At 60.0% G+C, this 16,375-nt stretch carries 13 protein-coding genes; 6 read left to right on the top strand and 7 right to left on the bottom strand.

Annotated elements, in window-relative coordinates; all coding sequences use genetic code 11:
* The first annotated feature begins 1 nt into the window (after position 1).
* Positions 2-934, top strand: a complete 933-nt coding sequence (locus FHW16_RS10955; RefSeq protein WP_182549229.1) for a lipid A biosynthesis lauroyl acyltransferase — start codon at positions 2-4, stop codon at positions 932-934.
* Between the two features lie 27 nt (positions 935-961).
* On the opposite strand, the gene FHW16_RS10960 is transcribed toward FHW16_RS10955, so the two are convergent.
* The 3 genes from FHW16_RS10960 to FHW16_RS10970 are packed head-to-tail and all read right to left on the bottom strand — an operon-like array spanning position 962 to position 5,519.
* Complete coding sequence (locus FHW16_RS10960; protein ID WP_182549230.1) at positions 962-1,867, bottom strand: dimethyl sulfoxide reductase anchor subunit family protein; 906 nt, start codon at positions 1,865-1,867, stop codon at positions 962-964.
* A gap of 38 nt (positions 1,868-1,905) precedes the next feature.
* On the bottom strand, positions 1,906-2,673 hold the full coding sequence (locus FHW16_RS10965; protein WP_182549231.1) for a 4Fe-4S dicluster domain-containing protein: 768 nt from the start codon (positions 2,671-2,673) through the stop codon (positions 1,906-1,908).
* Positions 2,670-5,519, bottom strand: a complete 2,850-nt coding sequence (locus FHW16_RS10970; protein ID WP_182549232.1) for a molybdopterin oxidoreductase family protein — start codon at positions 5,517-5,519, stop codon at positions 2,670-2,672. Before FHW16_RS10970 ends, FHW16_RS10965 begins: the two co-directional genes overlap by 4 nt.
* Positions 5,520-5,681: 162 nt before the next feature.
* On the opposite strand from FHW16_RS10970, the gene FHW16_RS10975 reads away from it, so the two are divergent.
* The 5 genes from FHW16_RS10975 to FHW16_RS10995 all read left to right on the top strand — a co-directional run bounded on the left by FHW16_RS10975 (position 5,682) and on the right by FHW16_RS10995 (position 12,145).
* On the top strand, positions 5,682-6,953 hold the full coding sequence (locus tag FHW16_RS10975) for an acetylornithine deacetylase/succinyl-diaminopimelate desuccinylase family protein (RefSeq protein ID WP_182549233.1): 1,272 nt from the start codon (positions 5,682-5,684) through the stop codon (positions 6,951-6,953).
* 58 nt (positions 6,954-7,011) lie between these two features.
* A complete protein-coding gene (locus FHW16_RS10980; protein ID WP_182549234.1) occupies positions 7,012-8,496 on the top strand; it encodes an ABC transporter substrate-binding protein in 1,485 nt (494 codons plus the stop codon).
* A 222-nt stretch (positions 8,497-8,718) separates the two neighbouring features.
* The gene (locus FHW16_RS10985) at positions 8,719-9,666 is read left to right on the top strand and encodes an ABC transporter permease (protein ID WP_182549235.1); all 948 of its coding nucleotides are present in this window, start codon (positions 8,719-8,721) and stop codon (positions 9,664-9,666) included.
* Positions 9,663-10,520 (top strand): ABC transporter permease, encoded by an 858-nt coding sequence (locus tag FHW16_RS10990; RefSeq protein ID WP_182549236.1) that lies wholly within the window; start codon positions 9,663-9,665, stop codon positions 10,518-10,520. The genes FHW16_RS10985 and FHW16_RS10990 overlap by 4 nt, the downstream gene beginning before the upstream one ends.
* Positions 10,517-12,145 (top strand): ABC transporter ATP-binding protein, encoded by a 1,629-nt coding sequence (locus FHW16_RS10995; RefSeq protein WP_182549237.1) that lies wholly within the window; start codon positions 10,517-10,519, stop codon positions 12,143-12,145. The genes FHW16_RS10990 and FHW16_RS10995 overlap by 4 nt, the downstream gene beginning before the upstream one ends.
* Here FHW16_RS10995 and cbiB read toward each other — a convergent pair.
* From cbiB to cobA, 4 genes are read right to left on the bottom strand one after another with little or no spacing between them, the layout of a single operon-like run.
* Entirely contained in the window at positions 12,142-13,119 is a 978-nt protein-coding gene (gene cbiB, locus FHW16_RS11000) for an adenosylcobinamide-phosphate synthase CbiB (protein WP_182549238.1), read from the bottom strand. The two genes, FHW16_RS10995 and cbiB, sit on opposite strands and share 4 nt — an antisense overlap.
* A 21-nt stretch (positions 13,120-13,140) precedes the next feature.
* Complete coding sequence (cobD, locus tag FHW16_RS11005; RefSeq protein WP_182549497.1) at positions 13,141-14,157, bottom strand: threonine-phosphate decarboxylase CobD; 1,017 nt, start codon at positions 14,155-14,157, stop codon at positions 13,141-13,143.
* Entirely contained in the window at positions 14,157-15,455 is a 1,299-nt protein-coding gene (locus tag FHW16_RS11010) for a cobyrinate a,c-diamide synthase (protein WP_182549239.1), read from the bottom strand. Before FHW16_RS11010 ends, cobD begins: the two co-directional genes overlap by 1 nt.
* Positions 15,452-16,291 (bottom strand): uroporphyrinogen-III C-methyltransferase, encoded by an 840-nt coding sequence (gene cobA, locus FHW16_RS11015; protein ID WP_182549498.1) that lies wholly within the window; start codon positions 16,289-16,291, stop codon positions 15,452-15,454. Before cobA ends, FHW16_RS11010 begins: the two co-directional genes overlap by 4 nt.
* Positions 16,292-16,375: the final 84 nt, after the last annotated feature.

The following is a 16,375-nucleotide window of genomic DNA, read 5'->3' on the forward strand; positions in this document are numbered from 1 at the left end:
CATGAACCTCAAATTCAAACTTGCCCTGTTCCGCTGGAGCCAGAAGTTGAAGGCATTCAACTACTGGCTGTCGGCACATGTGATTTTCGGCATTTTGCGCATCCTGCGATTGCTGCCAGCGGAAGCGGCCACAAATTTTATTGACTGGTCCGCCCGCAGGATCGGGCCTTTGATGGGCCGTCACCGCGTGGCCATGACCAATCTGCGCAAGGCCTATCCGGAAAAATCCGAGGAAGAACTGCAGCTGATCGCCCGCGACATGTGGGGCAGCATGGCCCGCCTCACCGCGGAATATGTCTTTCTCGACGCAATCTTCGACTATGACCCGAACAGCGACACGCCTGGGCTGATTGAAGTTCAGGGTCGTGAAATCTTTGAGCGCATCCGCGACGAGAGTGACCGCCCGCATATCTTCTTCACCGCCCACACCGGCAATTTCGAACTGCTGCCGATCTGCGCGGCGACCTTTGATCTCAATGTTACGGCGCTGTTTCGCCCGCCGAACAACCCGTACGTTGCCAAGAAAATCCTCAGCGCCCGCCGCACCAATATGGGTCACCTCGTGCCATCCAAGGCCGGGGCCGCATGGTCGCTGGCCAGCGTCCTCAACACCAACGGCAATGTGGGCATGCTGGTCGACCAGAAATTCCATCGCGGTCTGCCATCCCAGTTCTTTGATCGTCCGTGCAAGACCAATCCGCTTCTGGCCAAGCTGGCGCGGCAGTATGATTGTGACGTCTATCCGGCAAGATGCGTCCGCCTGCCCGGCGGCCGGTTCCGGCTGGAACTCGAAGAAAAGATGGAACTGCCCCGGGATGACACCGGCGCCGTCGACATTGCCCGCACGGTTCAGCTGGTCAATGACAAGGTCGAGGCCTGGGTTCGCGAATATCCCGGCCAATGGATGTGGTTCCACAAACGCTGGAACGCCTGAACGAGCGGCTGATGCCGCTCGCTTCGCTCAATAATAGTTCATCACCGCATGCTTGGCTTCCGCGAAGAACAGCCAGCGCTCGACGAACAGCCCGACGAGGTGCGTGAGAATTGCGAAGACCATGAGACAGACGCTGAACGCACCGCTGCCAACGGCCATTGCCGTCAGCAGCGCCAGAACCGGCAGCAAAATGCCGCTGACAAAGGCGATGACCCAAAGCTTTTCAGCGTGTTTTCGGGCAACGCGAAATCCCATTTCCCGCGTGAGATAGTTGTCCAGCGCATGCGGCCGCTCCAGCAGCCGCACTGTGCCGATACCGCCCAACCCGGTGGCGCTTTCCGGGGTCGACAATGGAACCAGCGTTCGTGCCCGCTTGCGCCAGACCATTTTTGCCACAAGTGCCAGCAACAGAAGCAGCATGGCGAGAACCTGCAGCGGCAATCCGTTCTGCCCGGCAAAACAAGCCGCCAGCAACGTCCCCCCCGAAAGGGAAAACAGGATGAAGCAGAGCGGTGTCAGCCGTGTATGCCAGGAGTCCACGGTTTTCAGCGAGGCATAGATCATCGAGGTGCAATAGACGGTGATCAGCGCTCCAAGCACGGTGATCAGGCCAAGCATGCCGTCCTGCCGGTTTATGAAGAGACACAGTGCGGCATTCGACGTCAGCGGAACGAAAGTGGCAATCGCCATGACGCCTTCACGCGACAGCCAGCTTGACCGCCATTGACTCAGTGCCCGCCATGCCCGCTGCGGGTTGCCAAGATGCAGGAGCGATGACAGGAGGCCAATGCTGATCAACGCCAGCGCTGTCACATAAGCGATTTTGGTCGGCAATGCTGATGGATCGAGAAACCCGAGCCCCAGCATGACGGCGAGGCCATAACCGAGACCCGACAGTGTGGTGAAAATGATGATCGAATAGGCCGGATGCATTCAGTGCATCCTTGGGGTGTACAAACGCAAACTCATGCTCAAATCCGGTCCAGTGTTTTGTCGAGCCACGCAAAGAACCCGCGTGCGCCTTCGGTGTTTTCAGCGAGCGGAATCATCGGCGCGGCGCTGGCCAATGATGTGCGGGCACGCGGCGGAAGATATTTGTTCGTCGGCCGTGTCTCCTGCTCCGGCATCAAGTCGAAACCACCCCGTTCCGCCACCATGACCGACACCTCAGACGCAGGATCGCCAAGATCGCCGTAATGGCGGGCGTTGGCCGGGCAGGTGCGCACGCAGGACGGCACCCGGTCTTCCTGCTGCAGGGTCTCGTTGTAGATGCGATCGACGCACAGCGTGCACTTCTTCATCACGCCCGCAGCCAGATCCATTTCCCGTGCGCCATAGGCGCAGGACCATGCACAGAGGCCGCAGCCGATGCACTTATCCTCGTCGACAAGCACGATGCCATCTTCAGCACGCTTGTAGGAGGCACCCGTCGGACAGACCGTGACACAAGGCGCGTCCTCGCAATGCAGGCAGGATTTCGGAAAATGCACCACCCGCGCATCGCCCGCTTCGCCGATCACCTGTCCGCCGTCCGGCACCACCTCAAAACTATGAATGCGGTTGAGAAAGGTGCCTGAGACATCATCGCCATAGGGGTGCTGGTCCGACAGCGCATTGCCATAGGCACCCGTATTCCACTCCTTGCAACTGATGACGCAGGCGTGGCAGCCGACACAGACGTCGAGGTCTATGACAAGGCCGAGCTTCTTGGCACTGCGGGTTTGCGGCAGGCTGGTCATTTGGCCCACTCCTGTCCGTAGCGCAATTGATCCGCCGGCTCTGGCTGGCTGCCAGGTCGGTGCAGCGTGCTGAAATGCGGCTCGCTCAGCGCTTCGCCGGCCTCCGCCTTCTCGATCTGCACGCGCAAATCGTACCAGGCCGCTTGCCCGGTAATCGGATCAGAATTCGACCAGCGCATGCCGTCGGCTTTCGGCGGCAGCAATTCATGGATGAGATGATTGAGCAGGAAACCCTTGGTGGCCTCCGGCGCGTTCTTGTCGAGCGCCCAGGCGCCGCTGCGCTTGCCGATGGCATTCCAGGTCCACATGGTCCTGCCGTTCACCGCATCGGTGCGCGCGATCTCGCATTTGATACGGCCGTGATGCGACGTCACCCACACCCAGTCACCATCCTTCAGGTCAAGCTCATCACAAATACCGCCCGGCACATAGAGCGGGTTCTTGGTGTGGATCTGCCGCAGCCACGCATTCTGCGATCCCCAGGAGTGATACATCGCCATGGGGCGTTGCGTGATCGCATGGTAGGGAAAAGCCTTTGTATCGACGCCCTGTTCCTCGAAGGGCCGGTACCACAGCGGCAGCGGATCGAAGCATTCCAGCAGCCTCTGCCGGTATTGTTCCGGCGCGACCGGCTTGCGGGTGCCCAGCGCCGAAAGGCGGAATTTTTGCAAAGTCTCCACATAGAGCTGGATCGTCACCGGCTGCGGCGTATCGAAGAAGCCGGTATCGATGGCGAACTGCTGGTAGGCGGCATTGTGATGCTTGAAATAGAGCGCCTCTTCCGGGATATGCTTCATCCAGAACGCGCCGTTATCGATATAGTTTTTCAGCTGATCCGGGTTCGGTGTTCCGCGCCCCTCGCCCGCACCATCAGCATCGCGCCAGCCCGACAGCGGACCGATGCCCGGCTTGCGCTGGTGATTGACGATGTAGTCCGCATAATCCTTGTAGAGCGCCCCGCCCTGTTCATTGACGAAACCCGGCAGCTTGAGCCGCGCACCAAGATCGATCAGAACCGACTGGAAACCGCGCACATTGCGGTCAGGCTCCAGCACCGGCCAGCGAATGGCATCGCAGGCGGCTTCCGGCTCGGAAATGGGCCGGTCGAGCAGCGAGATGCAATCATGCCGCTCAAGATAGGTCGTATCGGGCAGCACAAGATCGGCATAGGCGACCATCTCCGAGGAATAGGCGTCGGAATAGATGATCTTTGGAATTTTGTACTCGCCGGTCGCCTCGTCGCGCGCTTCCAGCATTTTGATGGTGCCGCGCGTATTCATCGACGAATTCCACGCCATGTTCGCCATGTAGAGGAACAGCACATCCACCGGATAGGGGTCGCCCGCATGGGCATTGGCGATCACCATATGCATCATGCCATGAGCGGACAGCGGCGCTTCCCACGAAAAGGCCTTGTCGATGCGCTGCGGCTTGCCATCCGCATCGACAAGCAGATCTTCCGGCCCGAGGGGATAGCCGAGATGCGGCCCGGCGAGCGGCTTGCCCGGCGTCACATGCTCGGCCCGGCCATGCGGACGCGGATGAGCCGTGGCCGGTTTCGGATAGGGTGGCTTGTAGCGATAGCCGCCGGGGCAATCGATGGAGCCGATTATGGTCTGCAGCACGTGCAGTGCCCGCGCCGACTGAAAGCCGTTGGAGTGGGCCGAGATGCCGCGCATGGCATGGAAGGTGACAGGGCGGCCGATCATCACGTCGTGCTGCTCGCCCTTCATGTCGGTCCATGGCTGTTTGAGGATAATCTCCTCTTCAAACGCCACCCGTGCGATTTCCGCAGCCAGACCTTTGATGGTCGCTGCCGATACACCGGTTTCAGCAGAGACGGCATCGGGCGCATATTGCGGGTCGAGATATTTTTCCGCCATCAGCCGCAGGACACTTCGCACCTTGCGGCCGGCATCCGTGGTGAAATCGGCGTTCAGATCGGCGACGTGACCCGGCTCGTCAAAACGCACCAGCGCACCGGTTTTGCGATCGCGCACCAGCGCCTTGCCGAGATCGTCCCGCAGGAACAGGCCGTGATCCTCCTTGCCCTCGTCGTCGATCACCAGCCACGGCGCATTGGTGTAGCGCTGGAGATAATCGAGATCGATCTGGCCGTTGCGGAACAGTTCATGGATGATCGCAAGGATCAGCAGCCCATCGGTACCGGGCCTGATTCCGATCCAGTTGTCTGCCACCGCTGAATAGCCCGTGCGCACAGGATTGACCGAGACGAACCGCGCGCCGTTCTGCTTCAGCTTGGAAATGCCCATCTTGATCGGGTTGGAATCATGATCCTCGGCCACACCGAACAGCACGAACAGTTTGGTCTTGTCCCAGTCCGGCGCGCCGAATTCCCAGAAGGCACCACCGATCGTATAGATACCCGCCGCCGCCATGTTGACCGAACAGAAACCGCCATGAGCGGCGTAATTGGGCGTGCCGAAATTCTGCGCCCAGAAACTGGTCAGGGCCTGCGACTGGTCGCGGCCGGTGAAGAACGCCAGTTTCTGCGGCGCGGTCTCGCGCACCGGCTGCAGCCAGTCGACGGCAAGCGACAGCGCCTCTTTCCAGCTGATTTCCTTGAACTCGCCCGATCCGCGCGGCCCGGTCCGCAACAACGGCGCACGCAACCGCGCCGGCGAATAATGCTGCATGATTCCGGCCGAACCTTTGGCGCACAGCACACCCTTGTTGATCGGGTGATCGCGATTGCCTTCGATGTAGCGGACCTTGCCGTCCTTCAGATGCACGTTGATACCGCAGCGGCAGGCACACATGTAGCAGGTGGTCTTGGCGATTGTGTCACCAACCGGCTCCGACAGGGCGATGTACGGTTCGGTCATGGGGTGATTGCCTCGCTGGTCACGTCGCAGAATCCCTGTTTTATAAGAACAATTCCAATCTACCAAACACTCTAACGACATCTCACCAGGAAAACGGCATCATATAATTTGCCAAGAAGTTGCCTCTTGCCAAATCGTCGCCAAGGCTGATTTGATATACCAATGGATGAAAAGCTCTCCCGTGCAATCGAAAAGCGGCGTGACGACCTTGTTGCGCTGACCCGTGATCTCATACGCTTTCCCACGGTCAATCCGCCCGGTGAAGCTTACGCACCCTGTGCCGAATTTATCGCGCAACGGTTGAAGAAGAGTGGTTTCGAGACCCAGCTGATTCGCGGTGAAGGTACACCCGGCGACACCGACCGCTATCCGCGCACCAACATTATCGCGCGCTTCGATGGCCGGACGCATGGCCAGACCGTGCATTTCAATTCGCATATCGATGTGGTCGATGCGGGCGATGGCTGGACGGTCGACCCGTTCGAGGGCGTTGTGAAAGACGGGAAAGTCTACGGGCGCGGTGCCTGCGACATGAAAGGCGGGCTCGCCGCGTCGATCATCGCCGCCGAAGCCTTTCTTGAAGTCTATCCGGATTTTGCCGGTTCCATCGAGATTTCGGGCACGGTGGACGAGGAATCCGGTGGTTTCGGCGGTGTCGCCTATCTCGCCAGCAAGGGCTTTTTCTCAAAACCGCGCGTCGATCATGTTATCATTCCCGAACCACTGAACAAGGATCGCATCTGCCTCGGCCATCGCGGCGTCTGGTGGGCCGAGATCGAGACCAAGGGCGAGATTGCTCATGGCTCCATGCCGTTTTTGGGCGATTGCGCCGTTCGCCACATGGGCGCGGTGCTGGATGCCTTCGAAAAGGAGCTGTTTCCGGCACTCGACCAGAAGCAGACCCGCATGCCCGTGGTACCGGAAGGCGCAAAACGCTCCACCATGAACATCAATTCGATCCATGGCGGCCAGACCGATGACTATTCCGGCCTGCCCTCGCCCAATGTGCCGGATTCCTGCCGCCTCGTCATCGACCGGCGTTTTCTGCTCGAAGAAGACATCACCGAGGTCAAGCGCGAGGTGACGTCGATCCTCGACCGGCTGCAATGGGAACGGCCGAAATTCCACTACAATATCCGCGACATCATGGAGGTGCAGCCGCTGATGACCGAGCGTGATGCACCTGTGGTCACCGCCGTTGCGCAAGGCATCCGCGAAGTTTTCGGCAAGGAGCCGGAATATGTGATTTCGCCTGGCACCTACGATCAGAAACACATTGCCCGCATCGGTTTGCTGCATGACTGCATCGCCTATGGGCCTGGAATTCTCGACCTCGCCCACCGGCCGGACGAGTATGTGGGCATCGAGGATATGGTCGAGTCGGCGAAGGTCATGGCACTCGGCCTGAAAGTTCTTCTATCCGGTTCTATCTAGACCAACAAAAATGTGCTGATCTGCACAGGGGTTATGCAAAGTCTTGGGGAGACGTTGAATGAACAGAGTCTGGAAGTCGGCCCTTGCGGCCAGCGCGCTTGTGCTTCTTTCCGCCACCGCATCCTTTGCCGCCAAAACCGATCTCGTGCTGGGCGTCGTACTGGAACCGCCGCACCTCGATCCAACCGCCGGTGCGGCCACCGCAATCGGTGAAATCGTTTATGCCAATGTTTTCGAAGGATTGACGCGGATCAACGCCAAGGGGGAAGTTCTGCCCGCGCTTGCCGAGAGCTGGACGATCTCCGAGGATGGCAAGCTCTACACCTTCAAGCTGCACAAGGACGTGAAATTCCACGATGGCACGGCCTTTGATGCGCAGGATGTCAAATTCTCGCTCGACCGGGCCCGCGATGAGAAATCCACCAATCCGCAAAAACCGCTGTTCGCGTCCATCGATACCGTAGAGATCGTTGATCCCCTGACCGTCAAGGTCACGCTCAAACAGCCCAATGGCGATTTCCTCTACAATATGGGTTGGGCGGCCGCTGTCATCGTCGCGCCGGAGAGCGCTGACACCAACAAGGAAAAGCCCGTCGGTACTGGCCCTTTCAAGGTCGACAACTGGGCCAAGGGCTCGCAGATCGTCATTTCCAAAAACCCCGCCTACTGGGGCACACCTGTTGCCCTTGATAAGGCGACATTCCGCATCATCCCCGATCCGGCCGCTGCGACAGCGGCACTGTTAGCGGGCGATGTGCAGGCATTTCCGGTGTTTCCGAGCTATGAGGCCGTGCCGCAGTTTCAGGCTGATCCGCGCTTCAAGGTGGTCATCGGCACGACGGAAGGTGAAACCGTCCTTGGCATGAACAACAAGAAGCCGCCCTTCGACAATCTCAAGGTCAGACAGGCGATTGCCCACGCCATCGACCGCAAAACCCTGATTGACGGCGCCCTGTTCGGCCTCGGAACACCCATTGGCTCATTTTTCCCGCCGCACCACCCGGCCTATATCGACCTGACAGGCGAGTCCGCCTACGACCCGGCACTGTCGAAGAAGCTGCTGGCGGAGGCCGGCCATCCCGACGGTTTCAAGACCACGCTGAAACTGCCGCCTCCCGTTTATGCCCGTCGCGGCGGCGAGATCATTGCGGCGGAATTGCGCGAAATCGGCATCGAAGCCGAAATCATTCCGGTTGAATGGGCGCAATGGCTTGAACAGGTGTTCAAGGGCAAGGATTACGACATGACCATCGTGTCGCACACCGAGCCGAACGACCTCAATATCTTCGCTCGGGACAATTATTACTTCAACTATGACAGTCCTGCCTTCCGCGAGGTGATCAAGCAGATCGAAGCCACATCCGATACGACCACGCGCACCGGACTCTATCAGCAGGCACAGAAGATTCTCGCCGCCGATGTTCCCGCCGCGTTTCTTTTCCAGCTGCCCAAAACCGGTATCTGGGATGCCAAGGTCGAAGGGCTCTGGGAAAACGGCCCCATTCCCGCCAATGACCTGACAGCAGTGAAATGGGCGGAATGACAGATTGATGGATCTGCACGGTTCTTGCACCCCCCTCTGCCCTGTCGGGCATCTCCCCCGCAAGGGGGGAGATCAGTCTACATTGCCGTTTCTGCGAAAATTGAAACATTTCCCTTTGTGCGAAGGCGTTTCTGCCAATGTGATCTCCCCCCTTGCGGGGGAGATGCCCGACAGGGCAGAGGGGGGTGAATATCCCTTTCAAAAACCCACGTCAGCGTTCCCATGCTGAATTACGTGTCGAAGCGGATTCTGATCGGCATCCTGACGCTTTTGGCCGCTTCCATCGTCGTTTTCATCGTGCTTGAAATTGTGCCGGGCGATCCGGCGCGGTTGATGCTCGGCATGAATGCCACGGAAGATGCCGTTCAGGCCCTGCAGCAGCAGATGGGGCTCGATCAGCCCCTGTTGATCCGCTATTTCAGCTGGATCGGCGGGCTTCTTGTCGGTGATTTCGGCAAGTCCTATACCTATTCGGTTCCCGTCCTGAACCTCATCACGGAACGCATTGCCGTTTCGCTGCCGCTGGCCCTGATCTCGCTGTTTCTGTCGACAATCATCGCCATTCCTGTCGGCCTGTTCTCGGCGTCGCGGCGTGGCACAATGACCGATAGCGGCACGATGGCGATCGCCCAGGTCGGCGTTGCCATTCCCAATTTCTGGTTTGCCCTCCTGCTTGTGTATGTCTTTGCCGTCAGCTTACGGCTCGTTCCGGCAGGCGGCTTTCCCGGTTGGAATGCCGGTGTCTGGGCCGGGTTGAAATCGCTGATCCTGCCCTCCATCGCGCTTGGGCTGCCGCAGGCTGCGATCCTTGCCCGCGTCACGCGCTCCGCCCTGCTCGATGTGCTTGGCGAGGATTATATCCGCACGGCCCGTGCCAAGGGCCTCACTCGCCGCAAGGTGCTGTACCGGCATGCCCTGCGCAATGCCCTTATTCCGGTCCTGACCATTCTCGGCCTGCAATTTGCGTTTCTGCTGGCGGGCACGATCATCATCGAGAATGTGTTCTACCTGCCTGGCCTTGGCCGTCTGGTGTTCCAGGCCATCACCCAGCGCGATCTGATCGTGGTCGAGGGTGTCGTCATGCTGCTCGTTGCCACGGTCATCCTCGTCAATCTTCTGGTCGATCTATCCTATGCGCTGGTCGATCCGCGCCTGCGGGGTCGTTCATGAGTGCACCCACCGAATGGCAGGCCAACATCTCGAAAGCCTTTTCCAACCGGTCCTTCGTGATCGGCCTGACGATCACGGCCCTACTGGCGCTGATGGCGGCACTGTCCTTCGTCTGGACACCCTATGCCGTCGGTTCGTTCGATATTCTCGGCAAGCTCAAACCACCATCATCAGCCCATTGGCTCGGCACCGACCATTTCGGCCGCGATATCCTGTCGATGATCATGGTCGGCAGCCGCAATTCCATCGCCGTTGCCCTTGTTTCCGTTATCATCGGCGCCGGCATCGGCGTGCCGCTGGGTCTGTGGGCGGCAGCTAGGGGCGGCCTGATCGATGAAGCCCTGATGCGCTTCAACGATCTTGTCTTTGCCTTTCCCGCACTTCTGTCCGCCGTGATGATCACGGCTGTATTCGGTCCCGGCGCGGTCAACGCCATCATCGCGATTGGTATTTTCAACATTCCCGTGTTTGCCCGCGTGGCACGTGGTGCGGCGCTGTCGCTGTGGCCGCGTGAATATATTCTGGCGGCCCGCGCGTCGGGCAAAAGCAGCCTGCTCATTACCATCGAGCACATCCTGCCCAACATGATGAACATTCTTGTCGTGCAAGGCACCATCCAGTTCTCCCTTGGCATTCTGGCGGAAGCCGGTCTTTCCTATGTCGGCCTTGGCTCGCAGCCGCCCATGCCCAGCTGGGGCCGGATGCTGTTCGAAGCCCAGACCATGATCGGCATGGCACCACACATGGCGCTTTACCCCGGCCTTGCCATCGTCATCACCGTGCTCGGGCTCAATCTTCTCGGCGACGGTCTGCGCGATGTTCTCGACCCTAAAATGCGACGGGAACGGTCATGAACCTGCTTGAAATCAGCAAGCTGACCCTGCGCATCGGTGCCTTCGAGGCCCTGAAGGGCATCGACCTTTCCGTCAGGACAGGTGAAATCCGCGCACTCGTCGGCGAATCCGGTTCGGGCAAATCCATGACGGCACTCAGCATCATGAAGCTGTTGCCCGGCGGTGCACGAACCGAGGGGCAAATCCGCTTCGATGGCAAGGATTTGCTCGCAGCCAGCGAGGCGGAAATGTGCCGCCTTCGCGGCAACGAGATCGGCATGGTGTTTCAGGAGCCGATGACCGCGCTCAATCCGGTCAAAACTATTGGTGAGCAGGTCGCGGAAGGCATCAGGCTGCATACCGGCGCCACCCGTGCCGTCGCCGAGGAGCAGACGCGCGCCATTCTCGATCGTGTCGGCCTGCCGGCCGAAAAGTTTCCGCTCAGCCGCTATCCGCATGAGCTCTCCGGCGGCCAGCGCCAGCGCGTGGTGATCGCCATTGCCTGCGCACTCAAACCCCGTTTGCTGATCGCCGATGAGCCTACCACTGCGCTCGATGTGGTCCTGCAGAAACAAATTCTCGAGCTTCTGCAAAGCCTCGTCGACGAAGAGCGGATGGGCCTGCTGCTGATCAGCCACGACCTTGCCGTGGTCGCCGACATGGCCCATTCGATTACCGTGCTTCGGCATGGCGAAGTCATGGACAATGGCGAAACCACAGAAATCCTGACAGAACAAACGCACCCTTACACGCGCCAGTTGGCACAGGCATCGATGCATGTCCCCGAACGTACGCCGCATCACCTGACCCAGACAACCCCGGATGGCCCATTGCTGGCGATCCGCAATCTGTCGCGCACCTATCCGGGCAGCCGCAAGGGACTGTTCGGCCGCGATCCGGATTTCCGGGCGGTGGACGACGTCACTTTTGATATCAAGCCTGGGCAATCCACGGCTCTCGTCGGGCGGTCCGGCTGCGGCAAGTCCACCCTCGCCCGCATGGTTCTGGCGCTTGACAGGCCAACCCAAGGTCAGATTCATTTCGCCGGGCGCCGTATCGACAAGCTGACGCAGAACGATCTGCGCCCGGTACGGCGCAATATGCAGGTGGTTTTTCAGGATCCCTATAGTTCCTTCAATCCGCGCCACCAAGCCGAACGCCTGATCTCCGAACCGCTCTATCTGCTCGACCGGGAATTGTCCGACACGGAGCGGCGCGACCGGGTACACCGCGCACTGGAGCGAGTCGGCATTCCGCGTGCCGACAAGCACAAATATCCGCACGAGTTTTCCGGCGGTCAGCGTCAACGGCTGGCCATTGCCCGTGCGATCATCACCGAGCCGAAACTCATCGTCGCCGATGAGCCGGTTTCTGCCCTCGACGTGTCGATCCGCGCCCAGATTCTTGATCTCTTCGCTGACCTCAACGACCGGCTGGGCATCGCCTATCTGTTCATCACCCATGATCTTGCCGTAGCGCGGGCCATCACCGACACGGTCATGGTCATGTCCGAGGGAAAGATCGTCGAGCGCGGCGAGACAGAAGAAATCCTGCGCCAGCCGCGCTCCGAAGCGGGCCGGGCGCTGGTCAAAGCGTCACCCGATCTGCACAAGGCGCTCGCCCGCCGCATCGGCGAACAGGGTTAGAACAATCCAAGGAAAAACAAGACCAGTAGCACACCCATGAAAAGCGCTGTCGCCACGCCGTAAACCTGCAATGCTGCATCAATGTGCTCGGCACCGGCATCGCGATGACCCGCTCCATTGAGCATCGGCTCGTTGGCAACCACCCCGCCATAGATGCGCGGCCCGGCAAGAGCGATATCAATGGCCCCGGCCATAGCCGCTTCGGGCCATCCCGCATTGGGCGAACGGTGCAGCCGCGCATCGCGCATCATCACATTGAATGCGCGGGCAGCAGCTTTCCCTCCCCGCAAAATCCAGGCGGCCGCCGCGATCAGAAGTCCGGTGAGGCGCGCCGGAATCCAATTGGCAACATCATCCAGTTTCGCTGCAAAGCGGCCAAAGTCGCGGTGACGGTCATTGAGGTGGCCGATCATGGAGTCCGCCGTGTTCAGCATCTTGTAGGCAAGAAGCCCCGGCAGGCCGAACAGCGCATACCAGAAGGCAGGCGCGATAATCCCGTCTGACGTGTTTTCCGCAAGGCTTTCAATCGCTGCGCGTGTAATGGCCGACTCATCCAGCACCTGCGGATCGCGCCCGACGATCATCGACACAGCGCGGCGCGCGCCGACCAGCCCGTCATTGCGCAGCGCATCGGCAACCCGTGCCACATGCTCACCCAGACTCTTCTGCGCGAGGAACACAGCCACGATCAGCGCTTCGATCAAACCGCCAAAAGGCGGGATCATCGTCAGCGCCCAATGGATCAGCACACCAATACCAGCCGCGACAAGCAGCAGGGCGAGCATGGCGAGAAAGCCGCTACGCCGCCTTTCCTGCTCGGTATTGCCAGTCCTGTTAAAACGTTTGTCAATGAAGGTGATGGCCTTGCCAAACAGCACGACAGGATGCGGAAGCCGCTGCCAGAGCCAATCGGGATCGCCGACATAGCGGTCTGCAAGCAGAGCAAGAAACAGAATCAAAAGATTGATTTCCATGAATAATTCGATCCCGTTGAATCAAAGTATCAACTTGATGGCGTCTATTGCTATAATGGCGCGCTGGCGGAATGTCTCTGCGTCATTCTCATCCAATGGCAGGCCAAAGCGCAACCAATTTGGCGCGTAGGCAAATTTACGCACCAGCACATGCTGCGTGCACAAGGCATCGAACAGGGCGTGGGCGTGTTCATGCCCGACCAGCGCAAACAGATCAGTGCCGGCGCTTTCCTTCAGGCCTGTCCTTGAAAAAACATCGGAGAGCAACCTGCGCCGATGGGTCAGCCGGTCCCTGAAGGCAGCGAGCGTGGCTGTATCGCTGAAGGCATGTTTCGCGATCGCCAACGCCGGGCCGGACACAGCCCACGGCCCCATGCGTTCTGTCAGTTTCCCCGCAAGCGCCGGGTTGGTCAGGGCGAAGCCAAGCCGCAACCCCGCAAGGCCAAAATACTTGCCGAAGGACTTGAGCACGATCAGGCCGTCCCGCCCGCACTGCGCCGCAATACTGGTTTCGGGGTGCGGATCGGCAAAGGCCTCATCGACGATCAGAAATCCGCCCCGGGCGTGCAATGTTCCCGCAAGCTCCAGCAATGTGTCCTTTGCAACGATACGCCCATCCGGATTGTTGGGATTGACGATCACCACAACTTTGGCGGACTGCGGAATACCCGAGATGGCATCGCACAACGTCACTTTCCAGCCTGCGCGCCCGAACGATGACTGGTGTTCCTGATAGGTCGGACCGATGATCGCCACTTCGCCGTGATCCGTCAGATCAGGCATGATCTGGATCAGTGCCTGCGTTCCCGGTGCGGCGGCAATCCCTGCATCTGCCGAAGCGCCATAATATTTACGGGCGGCACCGAGTGCCGATGCCAGCAGGTTTTCATCCGGCAAACGGTTCCACACATCCGAACCGATGGACGGCAGAGGAAAAACCTCCGGGTTGATGCCGGTGGACAGGTCAATCCAGTCATCACGCCGTCCGCCGAAGCGGCTCATGGCGCGGTCAAGCGCGCCGCCATGCTCAATCTGCATCATCCGGCCATATCAATCATATGCATGTAGGAACCCGACACGGAACCAACCCGGAGGCCCGCTTCGCCCAGATCCTCGCCCAACGCATCACGGACACGAAACAGCCGCGCGGCATCCCCTTCACGGACAATGCTGGCATAGTGGAATTCATGCGCGGTGAACAGAAACGGGAATGGTGAAGCGGCCAGTGGTTCAACCCGCCGGTAGCCCAGATGTATCCGGCGTTGGGCAAAACTGGTTTCCAGCGGCAGCAGGCCGAGCATGCCATGGGTTTTCCCGGCGGCATCCTCGATGCTTTCACCCAGCACCATATAGCCGCCGCACTCCCCGTAGACGGAAACACCACGCGCCGCCGCAGCCCGGATACTCCCGGCAAAATTGGCGGCGGCAGCCAGTTGTTCCGCATAAAGCTCGGGATAGCCGCCCGGCAGATAGATGGCGTCACTGTCCGCTGCCGGGGCTTCATTACTCAGCGGCGAAAAGAAACTGATCTGCGCGCCGCGTCGCCGCCAGCCATCAAGCAGGTGCAGGTAGGAAAAGGCAAAGGCATTGTCGCGTGCGACCGCAATGCGCTGGCCGAGCGGCGGCACCCGCGCGATATTGGCCATAGATGCAACAGGGCCCAAACGCCCCGCGATTTGCTGCAGCGCTGCCAGATCGATCTGCCCCCCCATGACATCGCCCGCATGCGTCATGAAGGCATCAAGTTCGGAATGTTCCCCCGCCTGTACCAGCCCGAGGTGGCGTTCCGGAAGATGCAGCTTCGGGTCCCGTGCAATGACACCGAGCACTGGAATGCCGATGGGTTGAAGCGCCGAACGCAGCATTGCTTCGTGCCGCGCACTGCCGACCCGATTGAGCACCAGCCCGGCGATCATCAGATTGCGGCGGAAATCCCTGAAGCCGCTGACCACGGCTGCAATCGAATGCGACTGTTTTGCACAGTCCAGCACCAGAATGACCGGAAGCGACAGATGCACGGCAAGATCGGCCGCCGAGCCCGTGCCATCCAGCGCACCGTCGAACAGTCCCATCATCCCCTCGACAACCAGTGTCTTGCCGCCTTCCGCATGGCGCGAGGCCAAAGCACTGATCAGGTCGGGCCGCATGGCCCAGGGATCGAGATTGATGCAGGGCACATCGCTGGCAACGCTGTGATAGGCGGGATCGATATAATCGGGGCCGGCTTTCGCAGGCGCAGTCTTCACGCCGCGATCACGCAGCGCGCGCAGCAATCCCAACGTCACCGTCGTCTTGCCGCTTCCCGATGACGGGGCGGCGATGACAAAGCCTTTCATCCCGCATCCTTTTCGCGGCGCGTTCCCAGCGGATCGACCTGCAAGACGCGGCCGTCCAAAGCGCCCAGCCAGTCAAGCGCATTGCGCAGGCGTACCACCTCACCGATGACAACGATGGCTGGCGGCCGCAGGCCCGCCTTTTCCACGTCTCGCTCGGCTTTTGCAAGCGTCGTTTCCAGCACTTTCTGCTCGCCCGTCGTGGCGTTGCAGACAAAGGCCATCGGCTCGTCTTTTGCGCGGCCCGCGGCCATCAGTTTGGCGGCGATAACACCGATATGTTTCATTGCCATGTACATGACGATGACGGATGACCCCTTGGCGATGCTCTGCCAGTCCATTGTATCCGGAATCAGGCCGGTTGCATCGTGGCCGGTCAGAAAGGTCACACTCTGATTGGTCTCGCGGTGGGTCACCGGAATACCCGCATAGGCAAGCCCGCCGATTCCGGCGGTGATTCCAGGCACGATGCGGAACGGAATGCCATGCTCGACCAGCGTCAGCGCTTCCTCCCCGCCGCGGCCGAAAACAAAGGGGTCGCCGCCCTTCAGGCGCAGAACCCGCTTGCCCGCCTTGGCCAGTTCCACCAGACGCAGCGAGATATCGCGCTGCTGCGGCGAAGGTTTGCCTCCGCGCTTGCCGGCATATTCCAGTTCGGCATCCGGACGGGCAAAGGCAAGGCATTCCTCGTTGACCAGCGCATCATAGACAATGGCATCCGCCTGTTCGAGAGCGTTGACCGCATGCAGCGTCAGGAGACCGGGATCACCCGGCCCGGCCCCGACAAGCCAGACATGGCCGGCTTCGAACTTCGGCAATTTTGACGTCACTGCGCTCATCGCGCTCCCCGTATCTGTTGTATCGCGCATAGCATAATTTTCCGCATCGCAAGCATGAACTTATCGGAAAAATCATGCAACTCT

Origin of the sequence: Phyllobacterium myrsinacearum (assembly GCF_014138285.1) — a bacterium.
Classification (GTDB): Bacteria; Pseudomonadota; Alphaproteobacteria; order Rhizobiales; family Rhizobiaceae; genus Phyllobacterium; species Phyllobacterium myrsinacearum_A.